This window comes from Gemmatimonadota bacterium, from assembly GCA_016720805.1.
In the GTDB taxonomy this organism is placed as follows: Bacteria; Gemmatimonadota; Gemmatimonadetes; order Gemmatimonadales; family GWC2-71-9; genus Palsa-1233.
Genome location: JADKJZ010000006.1, coordinates 82,510 through 102,600 on the forward strand (window position 1 = coordinate 82,510; position 20,091 = coordinate 102,600).

General features: G+C 68.6%; 16 protein-coding genes and 3 pseudogenes. 11 read left to right on the top strand and 8 right to left on the bottom strand.

Features of this window, described 5'->3' with window-relative positions:
* Window positions 1-15 precede the first annotated feature (15 nt).
* The 3 genes from IPP98_07220 to IPP98_07230 are packed head-to-tail and all read right to left on the bottom strand — an operon-like array spanning window position 16 to window position 2,709.
* The gene (locus IPP98_07220) at window positions 16-1,443 is read right to left on the bottom strand and encodes a NupC/NupG family nucleoside CNT transporter (protein MBL0178901.1); all 1,428 of its coding nucleotides are present in this window, start codon (window positions 1,441-1,443) and stop codon (window positions 16-18) included.
* A 17-nt stretch (window positions 1,444-1,460) separates the two neighbouring features.
* On the bottom strand, window positions 1,461-2,480 hold the full coding sequence (gene add, locus IPP98_07225) for an adenosine deaminase (GenBank protein ID MBL0178902.1): 1,020 nt from the start codon (window positions 2,478-2,480) through the stop codon (window positions 1,461-1,463).
* Complete coding sequence (locus tag IPP98_07230) at window positions 2,473-2,709, bottom strand: hypothetical protein (GenBank protein MBL0178903.1); 237 nt, start codon at window positions 2,707-2,709, stop codon at window positions 2,473-2,475. Before IPP98_07230 ends, add begins: the two co-directional genes overlap by 8 nt.
* Before the next feature lie 148 nt (window positions 2,710-2,857).
* Between IPP98_07230 and IPP98_07235 the strand changes: the two genes are divergently transcribed.
* The gene (locus tag IPP98_07235) at window positions 2,858-3,565 is read left to right on the top strand and encodes a response regulator (protein ID MBL0178904.1); all 708 of its coding nucleotides are present in this window, start codon (window positions 2,858-2,860) and stop codon (window positions 3,563-3,565) included.
* Complete coding sequence (locus IPP98_07240; protein ID MBL0178905.1) at window positions 3,562-4,887, top strand: PAS domain-containing protein; 1,326 nt, start codon at window positions 3,562-3,564, stop codon at window positions 4,885-4,887. Before IPP98_07235 ends, IPP98_07240 begins: the two co-directional genes overlap by 4 nt.
* Before the next feature lie 177 nt (window positions 4,888-5,064).
* Here IPP98_07240 and IPP98_07245 read toward each other — a convergent pair whose 3' ends face one another.
* Window positions 5,065-6,261 (bottom strand): hypothetical protein, encoded by a 1,197-nt coding sequence (locus IPP98_07245; GenBank protein MBL0178906.1) that lies wholly within the window; start codon window positions 6,259-6,261, stop codon window positions 5,065-5,067.
* Window positions 6,262-6,350: 89 nt separating this feature from the next.
* On the opposite strand from IPP98_07245, the gene pstS reads away from it, so the two are divergent.
* The 8 genes and pseudogenes from pstS to IPP98_07285 all read left to right on the top strand — a co-directional run bounded on the left by pstS (window position 6,351) and on the right by IPP98_07285 (window position 12,748).
* Window positions 6,351-7,394, top strand: coding sequence for a phosphate ABC transporter substrate-binding protein PstS (gene pstS, locus IPP98_07250; GenBank protein MBL0178907.1), 1,044 nt, complete (start codon window positions 6,351-6,353; stop codon window positions 7,392-7,394).
* On the top strand, window positions 7,391-8,332 hold the full coding sequence (pstC, locus tag IPP98_07255; protein ID MBL0178908.1) for a phosphate ABC transporter permease subunit PstC: 942 nt from the start codon (window positions 7,391-7,393) through the stop codon (window positions 8,330-8,332). Before pstS ends, pstC begins: the two co-directional genes overlap by 4 nt.
* The gene (gene pstA, locus IPP98_07260; protein ID MBL0178909.1) at window positions 8,329-9,174 is read left to right on the top strand and encodes a phosphate ABC transporter permease PstA; all 846 of its coding nucleotides are present in this window, start codon (window positions 8,329-8,331) and stop codon (window positions 9,172-9,174) included. Before pstC ends, pstA begins: the two co-directional genes overlap by 4 nt.
* 40 nt (window positions 9,175-9,214) lie before the next feature.
* Window positions 9,215-9,937 carry a phosphate ABC transporter ATP-binding protein gene (gene pstB, locus IPP98_07265; protein MBL0178910.1) on the top strand — a complete coding sequence of 241 codons (723 nt, stop codon included), beginning with the start codon at window positions 9,215-9,217 and terminating at the stop codon, window positions 9,935-9,937.
* On the top strand, window positions 9,934-10,701 hold the full coding sequence (gene pstB / locus IPP98_07270; protein ID MBL0178911.1) for a phosphate ABC transporter ATP-binding protein: 768 nt from the start codon (window positions 9,934-9,936) through the stop codon (window positions 10,699-10,701). The genes pstB (IPP98_07265) and pstB (IPP98_07270) overlap by 4 nt, the downstream gene beginning before the upstream one ends.
* Complete coding sequence (gene phoU, locus IPP98_07275) at window positions 10,698-11,387, top strand: phosphate signaling complex protein PhoU (protein MBL0178912.1); 690 nt, start codon at window positions 10,698-10,700, stop codon at window positions 11,385-11,387. Before pstB (IPP98_07270) ends, phoU begins: the two co-directional genes overlap by 4 nt.
* A pseudogene (locus IPP98_07280) lies at window positions 11,384-12,319 on the top strand (Ppx/GppA family phosphatase). The gene phoU and the pseudogene IPP98_07280 overlap by 4 nt, the downstream one beginning before the upstream one ends.
* Window positions 12,311-12,748, top strand: a pseudogene (locus IPP98_07285) (HD domain-containing protein). The pseudogenes IPP98_07280 and IPP98_07285 overlap by 9 nt, the downstream one beginning before the upstream one ends.
* A 260-nt stretch (window positions 12,749-13,008) precedes the next feature.
* Here the strand turns inward: IPP98_07285 and IPP98_07290 are convergent.
* From IPP98_07290 to IPP98_07305, 4 genes and pseudogenes are all read right to left on the bottom strand, one after another.
* Window positions 13,009-14,304, bottom strand: coding sequence for a response regulator (locus tag IPP98_07290; protein ID MBL0178913.1), 1,296 nt, complete (start codon window positions 14,302-14,304; stop codon window positions 13,009-13,011).
* A 133-nt stretch (window positions 14,305-14,437) separates the two neighbouring features.
* Window positions 14,438-16,790 (bottom strand): annotated as a pseudogene (locus IPP98_07295) (aldehyde dehydrogenase family protein).
* A 93-nt stretch (window positions 16,791-16,883) separates the two neighbouring features.
* Entirely contained in the window at window positions 16,884-17,912 is a 1,029-nt protein-coding gene (gene deoC / locus IPP98_07300) for a deoxyribose-phosphate aldolase (GenBank protein MBL0178914.1), read from the bottom strand.
* Window positions 17,909-18,661 (bottom strand): rhomboid family intramembrane serine protease, encoded by a 753-nt coding sequence (locus IPP98_07305; protein ID MBL0178915.1) that lies wholly within the window; start codon window positions 18,659-18,661, stop codon window positions 17,909-17,911. The genes deoC and IPP98_07305 overlap by 4 nt, the downstream gene beginning before the upstream one ends.
* A gap of 97 nt (window positions 18,662-18,758) precedes the next feature.
* On the opposite strand from IPP98_07305, the gene IPP98_07310 reads away from it, so the two are divergent.
* On the top strand, window positions 18,759-20,039 hold the full coding sequence (locus tag IPP98_07310) for a DUF418 domain-containing protein (GenBank protein MBL0178916.1): 1,281 nt from the start codon (window positions 18,759-18,761) through the stop codon (window positions 20,037-20,039).
* Window positions 20,040-20,091: the final 52 nt, after the last annotated feature.

Consider the following 20,091-nt stretch of genomic DNA (forward strand, 5'->3'; position numbering starts at 1 on the left):
CTTGTTGCTTGATCGTCATGCGAGCATCCCCGCGAGTGAGGCCGAGATGAAGGCGGCGAGGTTGCCGGCGATCATCGCCTTGAGGCCGAACTTGGCGATCTCGCCGCGGCGTTCCGGCGCGAGGCCACCGATGCCGCCGATCTGGATCGCGATCGAGGAGAAGTTGGCGAAGCCGAGCAGCGCGTACGTGCAGATGACGGCGGAGCGCGGCGAGAGCGGCATCCCGCTGCCGAGGTCACCCGCGAATTGTGCGTACGCGACGAACTCGTTGAGCGACGTCTTGAGGCCGATGAGCCCACCGACGTAGGCCGTGTCGGCCCAGGGGACGCCCATCACGAACGCCAACGGGCGCAGCAGCGTGCCGAGGATCAACTGCAGCGAGAGGTTCTCGACGCCGACCAGCCCACCGACCCAGCCGAGGCCGGCGTTGAGCATCGCCATCAGCGCGACGAACGCCATCAGCATCGCGGCGACGTTGATCGCCAGCTGGACGCCCTGCGCCGCGCCGTTCGCCGCCGCCTCAATCACGCTCGACTCCGCGGACGTGGACTTCTTGCGGAAGGTGAAGCGGCGCGGCGTCTCGAGTTGGGGCGCTTCGGCCCTGGTCTCCGCGATGTCGAGGTCGAGCGACCCCGCCGTCACCGGCACTTCCGTCTCCGGCTTGAGGATCTTGGCCAGGTAGAGTCCGGCCGGGGCATTCATCACGCTCGCCGCGAGCAGGTGCGAGGCGATCCCCGGCAGCATCCCCGAGAGCATCCCCACGTACGCGGCGAGGACGCCACCGGCGACCGTCGCGAAGCCGCCGACCATCACCGTGACCAGCTCCGATTGCGTCATCTTCGCGACGAACGGCTTGATGAGCAGCGGCGCCTCGGTCTGGCCGAGGAAGATGTTGCCCGAAGCAGAGAGCGTCTCGGCGCCCGACGTGCCGAGCGTCTTCTGCATTCCCCAGGCGAGCCCCTTCACGATGTACTGCATCACACCGAGGTAGTAGAGCACCGACATCAGCGCGGAGAAGAAGATGATGGTTGGCAGTACCGAGAAGGCGAAGAACGCCCCGGTGTTCGCCATCATCCCCCCGGTGGTGTCGAGCGCGCCCGTCGCGCCCGGGATGCCGACCGGGACGTTGCTCTGCACCAGGTTGCCGAAGACGAAGCGCGCCCCCTGTTCCTGGAAGCCGAGCAGCGAGGTGATCCAGCCGCCGACGGTCTGGAAGAAGGCCCGGCCGACATCGGTCTTGAGCACCACGAGGCCGAAGCCGACCTGCAGCGCGACGCCGCTGCCGACGAGGCGCCAGTTGATGCGCTTCCGGTCATAGCTCATGAGCACCGCGAGCCCGATCATCGTCACCATCCCGACGATGCCCATCAGGCGGTCGGTGAACGGAATGTCGAGGCCGTTCTTGAGCGCCCCGAACCGTTCGGCGGCGGTCTGCGTCTGCATGGCGAGATGAAGGAGGGTCACGAGGGGCTCGCGAGGGCGGCCAGGGCGTGTTCGCGGAGGGCGAGTCGCTCGGGCCAGGGGAGGAAGGCATGCTCGAAGGCGGTGAGGGCCATCGTCTCGAGCTCGGAGGGGGTGAAGCCGAGTGCCTGCTGCGCCAGAAGATACTCGTCGGTCAGGACCACGCCGCTCATCAGCCACGAATCGGTGCAGAGCGTGACCGGGATGCCCGCATCGAAATACTGGCGCACCGGATGCTCGGCAGCGGTCGCCACCACGCGGGTCTGCAGGTTCGAGGTGATGTTCACCTCGATGCAGATGCGGCGATCGCGCACATACTCAAGCAGCGCCGGGTTCTCGTACAGCCGCGTCCCGTGGCCGAGGCGCACCGCGCGGCAGCTGTGGATCGCCTCGAAGATGCTCTCCCAACCAGCCGCCTCGCCGGCGTGCACCGTGATCCCGAGGCCGCCACGCGCGGCGAGGTCGAACGCCTCGCGATGCAGCTCGGGCGGCCGCCCGGCCTCGCCACCGGCCAGGTCGAAGCCGACCACGCCGTGACTCCGCATCCGCACCGAGTGCTCGGCGATCACCAGCGAGAGTTCGGGGTCGTAGTGCCTGAGCGAGCAGTTGATGATCCGCGCCGGCACCCCGAAGTCGGTGAAGCCGCGCTGCAAACCGCGCCACTCCGCCTCGATGACCTCGTCGAGGGACAGCCCCTCGCGGGTGCTCAGCTGCGGACAGTAGCGGATCTCGAGGTAGCGGAGCCCGTCAGCCGCGGCGTCCTCGACCATCTCGTACGCCACGCGCTCGATCGCCTCGGGTTGCTGCAACAGCGCGATGGTGACGTCGAAGCGCGCGAGGTAGTCCTCGAGGTTGCGAGCATCGTCCACCAGCATCCACCGGCGCAGCGACTCGGCGTCGGTGGCCGGCAGCGCGGTGCCGTAGGTTGCGGCCAGCTCGAGCATCGTGGCAGGGCGGAGGGAGCCGTCGAGGTGGACATGGAGTTCGGCCTTCGGCATCCGCCGGAGTGCCTCACGCATCCGTCGACTCCTCGGTGCGGGCCGTGCGCTGCACTCGGTAGATGGCACCCGCCGTCACCGGCGCATCGGCATCAACAGGGAGCCCGCGGGCGTCGGTGGCGATTGAGCCCCCCAGCAAGAGGGCCAGGAGGTCGGGGTCGTGGTCGCCCAGGGACTGGGCGAGGGAACGGCCAGAGGTCACGCGGAGCGGGCGGCCGTTGACGAAGATTGGGATGAGATTTGGAGTCACGTCGGTAAATATCCGGTCACAAGTCCCCTTCCTGCAACGCCGCAGCGCTTGCCCCCCCGCCGTCGGGAGAGTTCGTTTACGCCCAGAATGGCGTGGGAGCCCTCCCCGGGGGCCACCCGACCCGCCAGTCGACCGGCCTGGAGCCCTGATGACGCATCGCATTCTGGTGGTGGACGACGAACCCGACATTACCGCGCTGGTGGCCTATCATCTGGCCAAGGCAGGATTCCGGGTCTCGACGGCGACCAACGGCCCCGATGCCCTCAAGGCCGCCAAGGAGGAGCGCCCCGACGTGGTGGTGCTCGACCTGATGCTCCCGGGCCTCTCGGGCTACGACGTCCTGGCCGAGCTCCGGAAGCGCGAAGAGACCCGTGACGTCGGCGTGATCCTGCTGACCGCCCGCCGCGACGAGCCTGACCGGATCCGCGGCCTCTCCCTCGGCGCCGACGACTACCTCACCAAGCCATTCTCGCCGGCCGAGCTTGCCCTGCGCGTCCAGGCGCTGCTCCGCCGCCTCGCCGCGCCGGCGGTCGCCAAGGGGTCGACGCTGGTGGCCGAGGGGCTCGTGGTCGATCGGGCCGCGCACAAGGTGCTGCTGGAGAACGAGGAGCTGAACCTCACCGCCACCGAATACAAGCTGCTCGTCATGTTGCTGGAGCGGCGCGGGCGGGTGCAGTCCCGGCCGCAGTTGCTCGAGACCGTCTGGGATGCGCAGCCCGACATCCAGACCCGCACCGTCGACATGCATGTGCAGCGGCTCCGCTCCAAGCTCGGCGCGGTCGGCGACATGATCGAGACGGTCCGCGGCTTCGGCTATCGCTTCAAGTCCCCCGAGCGGGGAAGCCGCCCAGCGTGAGCCTGACGAGCCGTCTCGTGTGGGGCACGATCACGGTGGTGGCCTTCACGCTCCTGCTGATGCTGTGGGGCGCGGAACGATGGTCGATGACCGCGGCCGCGCTTTTCGCGTTGGTGGTGGCGCTCGGGCTCGCGACGCTGACCGGGCGCGCGGTCGCGCAGCCACTCGTGGCGCTCTCCAAGGCCGCGCGTGACATCGCCTCCGGCCTCCTCCCCGCCTTCCCACGCTCGGGCATTCCCGAAGTCGATGCGCTGGTCCAGGCGCTGCGGCAGATGAACCGGCAGCTCGCCGATCGTTTCGAGGATGTGCAGCGTGAGAAGGCGGAGGCGGCGGCGATCGTCAACGCGATGGTCGAGGGTGTCATTGCCACCGACCCGCGTGGGCGCATCGTCACGGCCAATCCGGCCGCACGGCGCCTGCTCGGCTACTCGCACGAGGCCGACCTCCCGGACCTGCGCACCCTCTTTCGCGTCAAGGCGGCGCGCGCCGCCGTCGATGCAGTGCTCGAGGGCGAGGTGGTGCAAGACCGCGAAGTGGAATTCGACGGCGTGACGCTGACCCTCAACGCGCGCGCCCTGCCGACCGGCGGCGCGGTCCTGGTGCTGCACGACCTGACGGAGGTCCGCCGGCTCGAGGCGGTCCGTCGTGACTTCGTCGCGAACGTCTCGCACGAGCTCAAGACGCCACTCACCTCGATCTCCGGTTACGCCGAGACGCTCGCCGATGGTGACGTCGACCCGGCGACCACCAAGCGATTCCTCGCGACGATCGTCAGCAACGCGGCACGGATGCAGCGGCTGGTCGACGACCTCCTCGATCTGTCGCGGATCGAGGCGGGGCGCTGGGTCCCCGAGCCGGTGGCGGTGCCCCTCGAGAGCGCGGCGAACGAATGCTGGGCGATGTTCGCCGACCGCGCGGCGGCGCGGCGGGTGACCTTCACCCGGGCCTTCGCGCCCGACGCGACCACCATCACGGCCGACCCCCACGCGATCCGCCAACTGTTGCAGAACCTGGTCGACAACGCCCTCCGCTACGTGCCGGAAGGCGGCACCATCACCTGCCGGAGCGAGCGCGCCGACGGTGGCATCGTGCTGAGCGTCGAGGACAACGGCAGCGGCATCAGCAGCGACCACCTGCCCCGGATCTTCGAACGCTTCTACCGCGTCGACCCCTCCCGCTCCCGCGACGAAGGCGGCACCGGCCTCGGCCTCGCGATCATCAAGCACATGGTCGAGGCACACGGCGGTCGGGTCTGGGCGGAGAGTGCGCTGGGCGAGGGGACGGCGGTGCGGAGTTGGTGGCCCGAGGGAACGGCGTCGTAAGTCGTTGGTCGTTGGTCGTTGGTCGTTAGTCGTTAGTCGTTGGTCGTTAGGTCGCCCTGCCCGTCATCCCGAACGAAGTGAGGGACCTGCGTATACACCTTCACGCAGATCCCTCGCGTTGCTCGGGATGACAGAATTGCGAACTAACGACTAACGACCAACGACTAACGACTCCCCTCAGATCCCCAACTCCACCGCCCACCGCAGAATCCAGCTCTTCCGCGCCGCCCCCGCCGCATTCGCGGCGACGTTGTCGTGCAACAGCTCGCCAGTGCTCTTGATCCGGTGCCGCTTGAAGTAGCGCGTGAGGCCCACCGACAGCTGCTCCTGCCGCGCCGCGCCGACTTCATCGGCGATCTCCTCGTCCGGCGTCACCACGGCCCAGCGCAGTTGCGGGGACCAGCCGCTCGCGAGCGCGTAACTCGCCTGCAGCAGGCGCCCCGTGCCGGTGTAGACGTAGCGGTTGGCCGACCCTGCGTGCGTCGTGATCGGGTCCTCGGCGGTGCGCTTGGCGAATTCACCGTACAACGCGACGCCGCGGTGCTTGAAGAGCACGTCGGCCTCGAGGGTGCGCATCGTGCGCGCGGCATGCAGGGGAAGCCCCAACTGCCCGCCGACCTTCGTGGTGTGGTTGTTCTGCTGGGCCGAGACGGCCAGCGCGAGTCGCGGCGCCGGCTGGCGCGTCAGGTCGCCCTCGAAATCATCGCTGCCATCCGCGAACGCGCCGAGCGGCTGGACCTCGGCGCGAGCCGTCCACGCCACGCCGTCGTCGTTGCCGGCAGGGTTGCGGCCCTCGCCACCGCTGAGCGCGGTGCGCAGGTGGACCGGCGTGCCACCGAGCGTGTCGGCCCACCAGAGTTGCACCCCCACGTCGCGATCAAAGGTGAAGCGATTGTTGACGATCGACCGCTCCGGGAATTCCAGATCACTTGACGAGATCACCCGCTGCCGGTTGCCCGGGAGCTTGGTCTGCCCAACGATCCCCTGCAGGTGGGGCGTGAAGCGCCAGGTGACCGTGGCGTCGCGGAGCACGTTGGGAAAGCCGGTGTCGGCAAAGTCCTGGTCGCCGCGCGTGAAGGAGAGCTGGAGGTTGAAGCCGAGCCGGGGGTCGAGGAGCGTGCCGCCGAAGCGGAGCCGCGTCCGACGGACCTGAAAGAGCACCTGTTCCGGGTTGAATGGCTCGTCCTCGGAGGAGCTCACCGTCATCAGTTCCTGAATGCGGAAGCGCATGGTGACCCGGTTCACGCCATCGGGCGAGGCCCAGGTGACGCCCCGCCCGTCCACGACGACCCCCGGCGTGGTCTGGGCGGCGGCCGCGTGAGGGATCGAAAGGATGAACGACGCCAGCAAAACCAGGCGCAGGCGGGTTGGCATCGTGGTACGCTCCAAGGTGACGGCCGAGTTGTGACGGAATCGTGACGAAGATAGTGACGGCGCCCTCGGGAGGGCGCTAATTTTGGGGGATGCATCCTCGCCGCCTCCGGGGCCTCCTCGCCGCCCTTGCCCTCCTGCTCCCCGGCGGGGCTTCCGCCCAGCAGATCCTGACCGGGGCGGGAGCGACCTTCCCCTATCCGCTCTACTCCAACTGGTTCGCGACCTACCAGCAGCTCACAGGCGTGCGCATCAACTACCAGTCGATCGGATCGGGCGGCGGCATCCGGCAGTTCATCAAGGGGACGGTCGACTTCGGTGCATCGGACGCCAGCATGAAGGACGAGCAGATCGCCGCCGTGCAAGGCAACGTGGTGCAGATCCCGACGGTGATCGGCTCGGTCGTGCTGACGTACAACCTGAAGGGGCTCGGCGCGCGGCGCCTGCGGCTTGATGCCCCGACGATCGCCGACATCTACCTCGGACGGATCACGTCGTGGCAGGATCCGCGGCTCAAGGCGCTGAACCCCGGAATGGTCTTCCCCAAGCTCGACATCGTGGTGGTCGGCCGCTCGGACGGCTCCGGCACCACCTTCGTCTTCACCGACTACCTCGCGAAGGTTTCCCCCGAGTGGCTGCGCCGCGTCGGCCGCGGCACCGCGGTGCGCTGGCCGGCGGGCCTCGGCGGCAAGGGCAACGAGGGCGTCACCGCGCAGGTGAAGCTGCTGGAAGGGAGCATCGGCTACGTCGAGATGGGCTACGCGCTGGCGAACAAGCTCGCCTTCGCCGAAGTGCAGAATCAGGCGGGGGCGTGGGTGATCCCGACGCTGCAGTCGGCGCAGGCGGCCGCGGCGTCGCTCGACTGGACCGCGAGCACTGATTTCCGGGTGTCGATCACCAACGCCCCCGGGAAGGATGCCTATCCGATTTCCTCGTTCACCTGGCTGCTGATCTACCGCGACAGCAAGTCGCCGGCGACGGCGCGGCAGCTGCGCGACTTCCTACGCTGGATGCTGACACCGGCGGCGCAGGCGCAAGCGGCGCGGCTGCACTATGCGCCGTTGCCGAAGGTGGTAGTCGACCTGGTCGCCGCACGCCTCCCGACCCTGCGAGCCAACGGCCGGCCGATCCCGTGAGCAGCGCGCACTCGTCGACCGGGGTCTGGGGCGACCGCCTCTTCCGCGGCTTCGTCACCCTGGCCGCGTTGTCGGTGCCGATTCTCCTGGCCTTCCTCGTCTACGAGCTCTACGTCGGCGCGGCCCCTGCCATCGACCGCTTCGGCCTCGGCTTCCTCACCAGCGACATCTGGGACCCGGTCGCCGGGGAGTTCGGCGCCTGGCCGCTGATCGTCGGCACGCTGCTCTCCGCCTTCCTGGCGCTGCTGATCGCCGTGCCGCTCTCGCTCGGCGTGGCGATCTTCCTGGTCGAGTTCGCGCCGAAGGCGATCCGCGGACCGATCGGCTTCGTCATCGAACTGCTCGCGGCCATCCCGTCGGTGGTCTACGGCCTCTGGGGCATCTTCTTCCTGATTCCGCTGCTCCGGGCCACGCTCTTCCCCTTCCTCCGCTCGACGCTCGGCTTCCTGCCGTTCTTCCAGGGGCCGATCTACGGCCCCTCGATGCTGACCGCGGCGATGATCCTCGCGATCATGGTGATGCCCTACATCATGTCGGTCTCGCGGGAGGTGCTGCTCGCGGTGCCGGTGGCGCAGCGCGAGGCGGCGCTGGCGTTGGGGGCCACGCGCTGGGAAGCGGTGACGGGGGCGGTGCTGCCCTTCGCCCGCTCCGGCATCATCGGCGCGATCATCCTGGGGCTCGGCCGCGCACTCGGCGAGACGATGGCGGTCACCATGCTGATCGGCAACCGGCACGAGATTTCAATGTCGCTCTTTGCGCCCGGCTATACGATGGCGTCGGTGATCGCCAATGAATTCACCGAGGCGTCGACCGACCTGCACTTCGCCGCACTCACCTACGTGGCGCTGGTGCTCTTCGCCGTCACCGTGTTGGTGAACGCCGCGGCCCGGCTGCTCATCTGGCGCGTCTCGCGGAAGGCCGGAGGAACGACGGCATGAATCGGCAGACGCTTCGCTTTGCAGTGAGCAATGTCATGGTCGCCCTGACCGTGGCCGCCGTCGTGGTCGCCGTGCTGCCGTTGCTGCTGATTCTGGCGACGCTGATCGCCAAGGGCGCCGGCTCGCTCTCGCTGGCGTTCTTCACCAAGCCGCCCGGGCCGATCGGCTCCGTCGGGGGCGGCGTGCTGCACGGCCTGGTCGGGACGCTGATGATGGTGGGCGTCGCCTGCCTCGCGGGGCTGCCGATCGGCATCGGGGCCGGCATCCATTGCGCCGAGTACCCGCACAGCAAGCTCAGCACGGTGGCGCGCTTCGTGGCGGACGTGATGAACGGCACACCGTCGATCGTGGTCGGCGTCTTTGCGTGGACGTGGATCGTGGCGAAGCAGGGCCACTTCTCCGCCCTCGCCGGCAGCGCGGCGCTCGGCATGCTGATGATCCCGATGGTGATGCGCACCACCGAGGAGATGATCAAGCTGGTGCCCAATGCCCTGCGTGAGGCGGCACTGGCGCTCGGTTACCCGCGGTGGCGCACCTCGCTCACGATCGTGCTGCGCACCTGCCTCCCCGGCATCGTGACGGGCTCGCTGCTGGCCGTCGCGCGCATCGCCGGCGAGACGGCGCCGCTGCTCTTCACCGCGCTCGGCAATCAGTTCGTCTCCACGGACATGAGCCAGCCGATGGCGGCGCTGCCGCTGGTGGTCTTCTCCTACGCCACCGGCCCCTACGAGGAATGGCACGCGCTGGCGTGGGCCACGGCGCTGGTGCTGATCCTCGTGGTGCTGGTGCTCTCGCTGCTGGCCCGCTGGGCCACCCGTTCGCGGTTCGACACCCGTGGCTGACGCTACCCCGGCGCGCATCGCCACCGACAAGCTCACCGCGATGTACGGCAAGTTCACCGCCGTGCACGACATCTCGCTGCAGTTCGCCGCGAATCAGGTGCACGCGCTGATCGGCCCGTCGGGGTGCGGCAAGAGCACCTTCCTGCGCACGCTCAACCGGCTGCACGAGATCAGCGGTGGCGGCTGGATCGCCGGCAAGGTCCTCCTCGACGGCGTGAACATCTACAGCGACGACGTCGACGTGGTCGCGCTGCGCCGCCGGGTCGGCATGGTCTTCCAGAAGCCGACGCCGTTCCCGATGCTCTCGGTCCGCGACAACGTCGCCGCCGGCTTGCGCGTCGGCGCGCGGCACAGCAAGGCCGAGATGGACGAGATCGTCGAGAAGGCACTGCATCAGGCCGCCCTCTGGGACGAGGTGAAGGATCGGCTGCACGAGAGCGCCCTGGGCCTCTCCGGCGGGCAACAGCAGCGGCTCTGCATTGCCCGGACCATTGCCGCTCGGCCCGAGGTGATCCTCCTCGACGAGCCCACCAGCGCGCTCGATCCGCAGGCGACGCAGCACATCGAGGAGCTGCTCTTCGAGCTGAAGCAGGAGTTCACCATCGTGATCGTGACCCACAACCTGCAGCAGGCGGCGCGCGCGTCGGACACGACCTCCTTCTTCTTCATGGGCCGCCTGATCGAGAGCGGGGCGACCAAGCAGATGTTCACGGCGCCGAACCACGACCAGACCGAGGCCTACATCACCGGGCGGTTCGGATGACCGACGCCCCGGCCGTGGCCATCGCCGTGCGCGGCTTCTCGTTCTGGTATGGAGCCACCCAGGCGCTCGCCGACCTCGACTTCACGGTCGGTCAGCGTCAGGTGACCGCGGTGATCGGCCCGTCGGGGTGCGGCAAGAGCACCTTCCTCCGCGCCGTGAACCGGATGCACGATCTCGTCCCCGGCGCCCGGCGGGTGGGAGCCATCGAGCTTGATGGCCAGGACATCTACGCCACGGGGACCGACGTCGTCGCCCTGCGGCGCCGGGTCGGGATGGTGTTCCAGAAGCCGAATCCCTTCCCGAAGAGCATCTTTGACAACGTCGCCTACGGGGCCCGGCTGAACGGCCTCGTCCCTGCGGGGGAGATGCCCGACCTGGTGGAGCGTTCGTTGCGCCAGGCCGCGCTCTGGGAGGAGGTCAAGGATCGGCTCGATCGCAGTGCCCTGACGCTCTCCGGCGGCCAGCAGCAGCGGCTCTGCATCGCCCGGGCCCTCGGCAACGCCCCCGAGGTGCTGCTGATGGACGAGCCCTGCTCCGCCCTCGACCCGATCGCCACCCAGAAGGTCGAGGAGCTGATCGTCGGACTGAAGCGGGACTACACGATCGTGATCGTCACGCATAACATGCAGCAGGCCGCACGCATCTCGGACTTCACCGGGTTCTTCGATCGGGGGCGGCTGGTGGAGCTGGGCGACAGCCGGCAGATCTTCACCAACCCCCGTCACGAACGGACGGAAGCCTACATCACCGGGAGGTTCGGATGAGCGTCGAGACCCACCGCCACTTTCACGAAGAGCTGAGCCACGTGAAGGTGCGCCTGCTCACCATGTCGGGCGAGGCCGAAGCGGCGCTCGGCCTGGCGGTCGAGGCGCTGCTCGAGCGCGATGCCGGCAAGGCCGAGCGCGTCATCCACGGCGACCGCACCATCGATGCCATGGAAGTCGAGATCGAGGAGCAGTGCATCAACCTCCTCGCCCTGCAGCAGCCGATGGCCCGCGATCTCCGCATGCTGACCTCCGCCCTCAAGATCGCCAACGACCTCGAGCGCGTCGGCGATCACGCCGTGAACATCGCCCAGTCCGCTGAACGCCTTGCCAAGAGCCGCCCGATCACGCCGGAGCCGGAGATCATCGAGATGGCGCGGTTGGCGCGCGGGATGCTTTCCGACGCCCTCGAGGCCTTCATCCGCGGCGACGCCTCGGCCGGGCGAGAGGTCTGTCGCCGCGACGACAAGGTCGATGCGTTGCACGGCTCGGTCTTCCGGATCCTGCTGACCCACATGATGGAGGATCCGCACATGATCGGCGCGGGGATGGAGCTCTTCCTCGTCAGCCGGAACCTCGAACGGGTGGCCGACCTCGCCACGAACATCGGCGAGGACGTGGTCTTTCTCGTCGAAGGGAAGTCGATCAAGCACCACGCCGAGGATCGCGGCGACGCGCCCACGTGAGCGGTCCCATCGCAGGACGTGAGCGGCTCGGCGCCATCGACGTCGGCTCCAATTCGATCCGCCTGCTGGTCGCGGAGCACGACCCGTCCAGCGGCATTGAAGTCATCGACGAGGAAAAGGCGATGCCGCGGCTGGCGCGCGGCGTCGGGACGACGGGCGCCCTCGACCCCGATGCGATGGAGCAGGCATTCGAGGCGCTACGCCGGATGAAGGGTGTCGCCGAACGGCGTGGGGTGACCCGACTGGCCGCGGTCGCCACCTCCGCCATGCGCGACGCCAGCAACGGCCCCGCCTTCGCCGCCCGGATCCGAAGGGAACTCGACATCCCGCTGGAGATCATCGACGAGGATCGGGAGGCCCGCCTCTCGTGGCGCTCGGTGGCCCACCACTTCACCCTCACCGATACCCGCACGCTGGTGGCCGACATCGGTGGCGGCTCGCTGGAGCTCATCGGCGCCGTGGATGGCCTCGTCGAGGTGACCACGTCGCTCCCCCTCGGCGCCGTCCGGCTCACCGAGTCGCACCTGCCTGGCAAGCGCGACCCGCAGAAGGAAGTCGCCGCGCTGCGCCGGCATGTGCGCCAGGTGCTCCGGAAGGCGCTCCCGTGGCGCGACTGGATCCAGGCCACCCTCATCGGCTCCGGTGGCTCCTTCACCAACATGGCGCGGATGGCGATTGCCCGCCGAGGGCACTCGACCGAGACGGTGCACGGCACCACGGTGCATACCGGCGAAGTCGAGGCGCTGCTCGAGTGGCTCTGCACCAAGACGCCGGCCGAGCGCGCCGAGGTCACCGGCCTCAATCCGAATCGCGCCGACATCATCCTCGCCGGCCTCGCCGTCACCGCCGAGTTGCTGGCGCTGATCGACGGGCGCAAGGTGACCGTCTCGGCGTTCGGGCTCCGCGAGGGGCTGCTGCTCGAGATGGTCGGACACGAAGGGCCGGCACGCCCGGCCGATCCGCTCCGGCTGATCCGCGAGTTCATGGACCGCTGCCGCACCGACCGTCGGCATGTCGAGCAGGTGCGGCTGATCGCGCTCTCGTTGCACGACCAGCTGGCGCCCGCGCTGGGCTCGACCCCCGAGGAGCGCTGGCTGCTGGAAGCGGCGGCGCTGCTGCATGACGTCGGCCAGCTGGTCTCCTACGCGCGCCATCATCGCCACAGCTACCAGCTCATCACCCACGCCGAACGGATCGGCCTCGGCGCACGCGACCGCAAGCTGGTCGCCCTGGCCTCACGCTATCACCGGAAGTCGGGGCCGAAGCGGAAGCACGAGGAATTCAGCGCGCTGCCGCCGGAAGATCAGGCGATCGTGCGCCGCATCAGCGGACTGCTGCGCGTCGCGGATGGCCTCGATCGTGGACACACCGCGGCCGTCGATCGCGTCACCGCCACGGTGCTCGGCGACCGCTGTGTCATCCGCGCCTTCCCGCGTGTCGAGGGCACGGACATTTCACTGGAAGTCTGGGGCGCCTCACGCAAATCTGACGTGCTGGAAAAGGCACTGGGCCTCGAGGTGGTGCTGGCGGCAGGGTTGTGGGGCGTCAGGGGGGGCGAGGGTCCTGAGGGAGACGCAGTCGAGGACTCCGGACATACGACTTACGACTTACGACCTACGACTTACGACTCACGACCATCAATCGCCTCCCGCACCCCACTCGTCAGTTCCGCAATCGTCCACGGCTTCGGGAGAATTCGATCCGGACCGTGCGCGACGCTCGTCCCGTCGGCAGGGGTCATCGTTCGGCCGCTCGTCAGGATCATCGGCATCGTGGCGCCCGCAGCGCGCAACGCGGCAATCATCGCCATGCCATCCATCCCCGGCATCACCAGGTCGGTCAGCACGAGCGCGATCGACTCGCGCTCCCGTTGATAGTGCACGAAGGCCTCGGTTGCATCCGCCGCTTCGAGCACGACATAGCCGACACGGCGCAGCACGCGGGACGCGGTGCGACGCAGCTCCGGTTGGTCCTCGACCAGGAGAATGGTCTCGCCACCCCCGCTGAGGGGTCGTGACGGGACGTCACCAGGCGCGCGTGCGATGGCCGGCACGCCCGTCGATGCCGGAAAGACCAACCCGAAGGTGCTGCCGTGGCCCGGGCGCGTGCGCAGGGTCACGAAGCCGCCCTGCTGTCGGACCAGCCCCAGCACCATCGACAGGCCGAGGCCGGTCCCGAGGCCAACGGGCTTGGTGGTGTGGAATGGTTCGAAGAGCCGCTCACGGACCGCATCGGTAATTCCGCACCCGCGATCCGCCACCTCGAGGATGACGAAGGGCCCCGGGAGGTCTGCCTCGTCGGCCCCGTAGCGGATCAGCGGCGGTGCGCCGGCCGGGGCGTCGTCCAGATCGGTGACCGGGCCGCGCAAACGGAGCACGATCAACCCGCCCTCAGGCGCAGCGTCGCGGGCATTGGTCACCAGGTTGAGGATCACCTGCTCGATCGCATCCTGGTCGACGACCACCACGCTCGCCGTCCCTTCCTGCTGCACCTGAAGATCGTATCGCGAGGAGAGGAGTCGTTGGAGCATCGGTGCATAGCGGGCCAGCATCGCGGCCAGGTCGGTGGGGACCGGGGCGAGGTCGCGCTGCCGGGCGATCCCCAGGAGCGTGCGCACCACCTTGATGGCATGGTCCGATGCCAGCAGCAGGTCGTTCATCCTGGCGGGCCGATCCGGGGCAGGGTGCCCGCACCAGTCCCCGTTCGCCTGATCACGACAGCACATCTTGAAATCGTGGGCCACGCCGCTGGTAGCTCGCCGATGGCCTGCAGCTTCTGGGAGTGGCGCAGCGCTCGGCCGGCGCAGCTCCTCCTGCAACCGTCGCTCGGAACGCAGGGCCGCCGCGACCAGTGCATAGACCAGCACCCCAGTCACCGCGACGAACGCCCAGCCCTTGAGATTCTGCAGCCGGGTCAACGCAGTCGGATCGCTGGAGACTGCCGCGACGGCCTGGTCGGAAAAGAGAATCCAGAGACTGCCGGCTACGACCTAGATGCCGGCAATGACGAATGCGCGCCACGCCGGCGAGAGTCCCGCTGGCACGCCAGGATCACGCGCCGTACGGCACCCAGATGTTCTTGACCTGCGTCGCCTGGCGCAGGAACTCCGTCCCTTCCGCCATCGCCGCATCTTCCCAGTCGCGCAGCCACGACTCCGTCCACGTCCGCTTCAGGTTGCCGGTCGACAGTCGCTCGACCTCCGCCGCCTCCGCCTGCGTGCCGAAGCACCAGCACGCGTCGACGTCATCATGGCTCGCCAACGGCGCCAGCAGTTCCGCGATCGTGCCGGTGACAAGGTTGATCACGCCGCCCGGTACGTCCGAGGTATCGAGCACCTGGTAGAGGTCGGTCGCCAGCAGCGGCGAGGTGGTCGACGGAATCGCCACCACCGCATTGCCCATCGCGATCGCGGGGAGGACCGTCGAGAGCAAGCCGAGCAACGGCGCTTCGTCCGGGCACCGAATGCCCATGACGCCGAGTGCCTCGGGCATCGCCAGGGTGACATTGCGGAGGGGCGTATGGTGCACCGCCCCGTCGTACTTGTCGGCCCACGCGGCCCAGGTGAAGCAGCGCCGCACCGCGGCCTCTGCTTCCCGGGCGCCATCCTGCCCGGTCAGCGCGGTAAGCCGGGCAGCGAATTCGGACTGCCGCGCCGCGAGGTTTTCGCCGAGGAAGTAGAGCACCTGCGCCCGCGTGTGGGCCGTTGCGGAGGCCCACTTGCCCTGCGCGGCGTGCGCCGCCTCGACGGCGTTGCGGATGTCCTTCCGGTTGCCGCGGCCGACCTCGCCGACGCGGTGGCCATCGGCCCCGAACACCGGCAGCACATACCCCGAGTCCGGCCGCGCCTGCTTCCCGCCGATGTACAGCTTCGGCGTCCGGTCGATCGGCGGCATCCCATCGGCCCCGACCGCCGCCGCATCCCCACTCGCTTCTCGCTTCTCGCTTCTCGCTTCTCGTCCAACTCGCTCACCATGCACCGGCGCCAGATATTCGTACATCCCTTCCCTGCCACCCTCCCGGCCGTACCCGCTTTCTCGGTAGCCACCGAAGCCGGCCGAGGCGTCGAAGAGGTTGGTGCAGTTGACCCAGACGGTGCCGGCCTTCAGGCGCGGCGCCACGTCGAGCGCCAGATTCAGGTTGTCGCTCCAGACCGACGCAGCGAGTCCGTAGCGGCTGTTGTTGGCGATCTCGACCGCCTCGTCGTGGGTGCGGAAGGTCAGCAGCACCACCACCGGACCGAAGATCTCCTCCTGCGCGATCGTCGCCGCAGGCTGCACATTGGTGAACAGCGTCGGCGGATAGAAGAGCCCTTCGGTGGGCACCTGCCACGACGGCTGCCAGCAGCGCGCCCCCTCCGCGATTCCCTGCTCCACCATCGCGCCGATCCGTTCGAGCTGTACCGGCGCCACGATCGCGCCGATGTCGACCGACTTGTCGAGCGGCGAGCCGACGCGCAACCGCTCCATCCGGGCGCGCAACTTCTCCGTCAGCCGCTCCGCGATCCCCTCGGCGACGAGAATGCGCGACCCGGCGCAACAGACCTGCCCCTGGTTGAACCAGATGGCGTCGACCACGCCTTCCACCACTGAGTCGAGATCCGCGTCCTCGAAGACGATGAACGGCGACTTCCCGCCGAGCTCCAGCGACAACTTCTTGCCGCTCCCCGCGGTGGCGGCGCGAATCGCGCGGCCGACCTCGGTCGAGCCGGTGAAGGCGACCTTGTCGACGTCGGGGTGGTTCACCAGCGCCGCACCGGTCCGGCCATCGCCGGTGATGATGTTCACGACGCCGGCCGGGAAAGCCGATCTCCTCGAGCATCGAGGCGAAGCAGAGTGCGGTCAGCGGCGTGAACTCCGCCGGCTTGAGCACCACGGTGTTTCCGGCGGCGAGGGCCGGCGCGATCTTCCACGACAGCATCAGCAGCGGGAAGTTCCACGGAATCACCTGCCCCACGACGCCGACGGCGCCCATCCCCGGGAACTCGCGGTCGAGCAGTTGCGCCCAGCCGGCATGGTGCAGGAAGTGCCGCGCGACGAGCGGGATGTCGATGTCGCGCGATTCGCGGATCGGCTTGCCGTTGTCGAGCGACTCGACCACGGAGAAGAGTCGGGCATGCCGCTGCACGCCGCGCGCGAGTGCGTAGAGCCAGCGCGCACGACCATGGCCGCCAAGGGCTTGCCACCCCGGCAACGCGTTGCGCGCCGCGGCCACGGCCGACGCCACCAGCGCGTCGTCGCCCTGACTCACCTGCGCCAACTCCCCACCCGTGGCCGGATTGGCGACCGCGAAGGTGTCGACCGGCGACGTCCACGCTCCGCCAACGAATTGCCCGAACCGGCGCCCATGCCGCTCCAGCCACTCGTTGGCCAGCGCCGCCGACTCCGGTGCCGGGCTCCACGCCATCGATTCAAACGCATCACGTACAGTCGTCATCGCAAGGACCCGAGGGTTCGGTGTACAGATGATCGATGATCGATCATCGATGATCGATCATCGTTAGGCGAGCGGATGCCGATGATTCGCCGAGTACCGTCCCGTCACGTGGTGCTCGAGCTGCCGTTCAATGTCGGTCAGCAGCGAGCTCGCCCCGAAGCGGAACAGGTCCGGGCGGAGCCAGCGATCGCCGAGCTCCTCCTTCATCATCGCCAGCCAATCCAGCGACTCCTTCGCCTTCCGGATGCCGCCCGCGGGCTTGAAGCCGACGATGTGGCCGGTGCGCTCGCGGTAGTCGCGGATCAGGCGCGCCATCACGATCCCGACCGGGAGCGTGGCATTCACCGGCTCCTTGCCGGTACTCGTCTTGATGAAGTCGGCGCCAGCCATCATCGCCACGGCGGACGCGCGGGCAACATCGCGCAACGTTCCCAGTTCACCGGTGGCGAGGATCGCCTTGAGGTGGGCATCGCCGCACGCCTCGCGGAAGGCGCGGACCTCGTCGTACAGGGCCTGCCAATTGCCCGTCAGCACGTGGGCGCGGGTGATCACGATGTCGATTTCGTGCGCGCCATCCGCCACCGAGGCCTCGATCTCCATCAGCCGCGTGCGGAACGGGGAGAGTCCCGCCGGGAAGCCGGTCGAGACCGCCGCGACTGGGATGCCGCTGCCGGCCAGTGCCTCGACGGCGGTGCGGACGAAGGCATGGTAGACACAGACGGCGGCGACCTGGATAGGGGTGTCGGCCATGCCGAGGGCGTCGAGGAGGTCGGCGCGCACCGGTCGACGCGCCTTGGCACAGAGCCGCCGGACGCGCCCGTCGGTGTCGTCACCTTGCAGCGTCGTGAGGTCCATCAAGGTGATGGCGCGCAGCAGCCACCCCGCCTGCCAGGCACTCTTCACCGAACGGCGCGTGGGAATCGTGGCGGCGCGGCGCTCGACCGCGCTGCGATTGACGCGCAGGTCGCGCACCCAATCGAGATCGAGCGGCACCCCGGGGTTCCTGGGGAAGGTGCCGGCCGGTGGCTCGACGCGCGGCACGTACTCCGGCGCGGTGCGCCCGCTCCGGGCGCGGTGATCGATGCTGGTCATCGTGTCGACTCCCCCCAGCTCCGGGCGGCGAGGAGTTCCTCGCGGCGGGCCCAGAGCTTCGGATCACGAAAGAGCGTGACCAGCACGGCGCCGGTCACGAAACCGCCAATGTGGGCCCAGACGGCGACGCCGCCCACCTGGTCGAACTGCGCGTTCACCACCTGCATCACGAACCAGAGCCCCAGCATCAGCCAGGCGGGGACCGTCAATCGGAAGAAGATGATCAGCAGCGGGACCACGGTGTGCACCCGCACCTGCGGGTAGAGCACGATGTACGCCCCCATCACGCCGGAGATCGCGCCGCTCGCCCCGACCATCGGCACCGCACTCCCCGGTCCGACCGCGACCTGCGCCAACGCCGCCGCGATTCCGGCGAGGAGGTAGAAGCCGAGGAAGCGACGGTGTCCCATGGCGTCCTCGACGTTGTTGCCGAAGATCCAGAGGAACCAGCAGTTGCCCAGCAGGTGCAGCCAGCCGCCGTGAAGGAACATCGACGTGACCACCGTCCGCCACGGTCGGCCTGGCTCGACCACACAGGAAATCCCATCGGCCACGGGGAAGGCGAACCCCACCGGCAGGCGCCCCAACAGATCCCCTGGCACCAGCCCCAGTTCGCACACCGAGGCGGCCAGCCGCTCCGGGGCACCGAGCCCTTGCACCACGACCCAGACGGCGAGATTGGCGGCGATCAGCGCCACCGTCACCACCGGGGTGAGGATCGAGGGGTTGTCGTCGCGGTAGGGGAACATGGTCCCGGGAATATACCGCCCGACCCCGCCCGCCTTACTGCGGCGGCGCGCCCCCGACATATTGAAGGCAATTCCACCCCAAAAACCCCGAGACTCCGTGGCCACCCCCCTGCGTGCCATCGATCCCGTCGCTGCCAGCACCCCCGCCGCCCCGGCACGGCCCGAGGACCGGACGATGCTGATCGACGCCCTCCGCGGCTTCGCGCTCTTCGGCGTCTGTCTCGGCAATATCCTCACCGGTTTTGCATGGTGGACGCCGACCGAGCACGCCCCCGTCACCTCGGCGCTGCAGCTCCCCAGCGACAACGCGGCGTATCTCCTGATCCATGCCTTTGTCGACGGCAAGTTCTACTCGATCTTCTCGCTCCTCTTCGGGCTCGGCTTCGCGCTGCAGTTGACGCGCCGGAGCGACGAGGCTGGCGCCCTCACGCTCTACCGCCGGCGCCTGCGGATCTTGATGGTGATCGGCCTCCTCCACTTGGCGCTCTTCTGGATCGGCGACATCCTCCTCTTCTATGCGTTGATGGGGATGGTGCTGCTGCGCTTGCGACAACTCCAGGACCGCCAGTTGTTGCGCTGGGTCGTCGTGCTGCTGCTGATGCCGGTGCTGTTCGCGCTGCCCAAGATGATCAGCCCGATGTTGACGCTCGGCCTGCCGTTCTTCCTCCCCGCGGAATTCGTCGCCAGAGCATTCGGCTTCGACCTCAACTCCCCCACGCTCATCACGGACATTTTCATTCATGGCGACTTGGCGACGGTGATGAAGGGGAACCTCGTCGGCGTCTGGTTTCGCTACGGCGACCTGCTCGACTCGGGACGGCCGTTCAAGGTGCTGGCGATGTTCCTGCTCGGGCTCCTGATCGGACGGCACCGTGCCTGGGAACAGCTTGACGCGCACGCCCCACTGCTTCGGCGAGTCCTGGCGTGGGGGCTCGCGATCGGCATCCCCGCATGCCTCGGCCAGGCCTGGGTCGCGAACCTTCCCGACGGCGAGAGTCTTGCCGGGTGGGGCGTCGTCGTTGACAGCAGCCTCTACGCGCTCGGCGTCGTCCCGCTGGCCATGGCATATGCCGCCGGCTTCGTCCTCCTCTGGCGCCACCCGGCCTGGCAGCGACGTCTTGCCCTCCTCGCCCCGACTGGGCGCATGGCGCTCACCAACTACCTGATGCAGACGCTGATCGGCATCACCCTCTTCTACGGGATCGGCTTCGGACTCGGGATGCGCCTCGGGGCCACCTGGTTCCCGCCGCTCGCCCTGCTGATCCTGATCGCGCAGACGCTGTGCAGCCAATGGTGGCTGGCCCGCTACCGCTTCGGCCCGATGGAGTGGCTCTGGCGCAGCATCACCTATCGGCAGCGACAGCCGATGCGAATCTGACCACGGGCGGCCCCTCCTCTTTCGCAACGTCCGCCCGGACGCGATCATTCCT

What these genes read in the sequence shown, in the direction of transcription:
- deoC (MBL0178914.1), bottom strand. Translation starts at nt 17,912, where the DNA reads ATGACCAGCATCGATCACCGCGCCCGGAGCGGGCGCACCGCGCCGGAG.
- IPP98_07305 (MBL0178915.1), bottom strand. Translation starts at nt 18,661, where the DNA reads ATGTTCCCCTACCGCGACGACAACCCCTCGATCCTCACCCCGGTGGTG.
- pstA (MBL0178909.1), top strand. Translation starts at nt 8,329, where the DNA reads ATGAATCGGCAGACGCTTCGCTTTGCAGTGAGCAATGTCATGGTCGCC.
- IPP98_07220 (MBL0178901.1), bottom strand. Translation starts at nt 1,443, where the DNA reads ATGCAGACGCAGACCGCCGCCGAACGGTTCGGGGCGCTCAAGAACGGC.
- pstS (MBL0178907.1), top strand. Translation starts at nt 6,351, where the DNA reads ATGCATCCTCGCCGCCTCCGGGGCCTCCTCGCCGCCCTTGCCCTCCTG.
- IPP98_07245 (MBL0178906.1), bottom strand. Translation starts at nt 6,261, where the DNA reads ATGCCAACCCGCCTGCGCCTGGTTTTGCTGGCGTCGTTCATCCTTTCG.
- pstB (MBL0178911.1), top strand. Translation starts at nt 9,934, where the DNA reads ATGACCGACGCCCCGGCCGTGGCCATCGCCGTGCGCGGCTTCTCGTTC.
- pstB (MBL0178910.1), top strand. Translation starts at nt 9,215, where the DNA reads ATGTACGGCAAGTTCACCGCCGTGCACGACATCTCGCTGCAGTTCGCC.
- IPP98_07235 (MBL0178904.1), top strand. Translation starts at nt 2,858, where the DNA reads ATGACGCATCGCATTCTGGTGGTGGACGACGAACCCGACATTACCGCG.
- add (MBL0178902.1), bottom strand. Translation starts at nt 2,480, where the DNA reads ATGCGTGAGGCACTCCGGCGGATGCCGAAGGCCGAACTCCATGTCCAC.
- phoU (MBL0178912.1), top strand. Translation starts at nt 10,698, where the DNA reads ATGAGCGTCGAGACCCACCGCCACTTTCACGAAGAGCTGAGCCACGTG.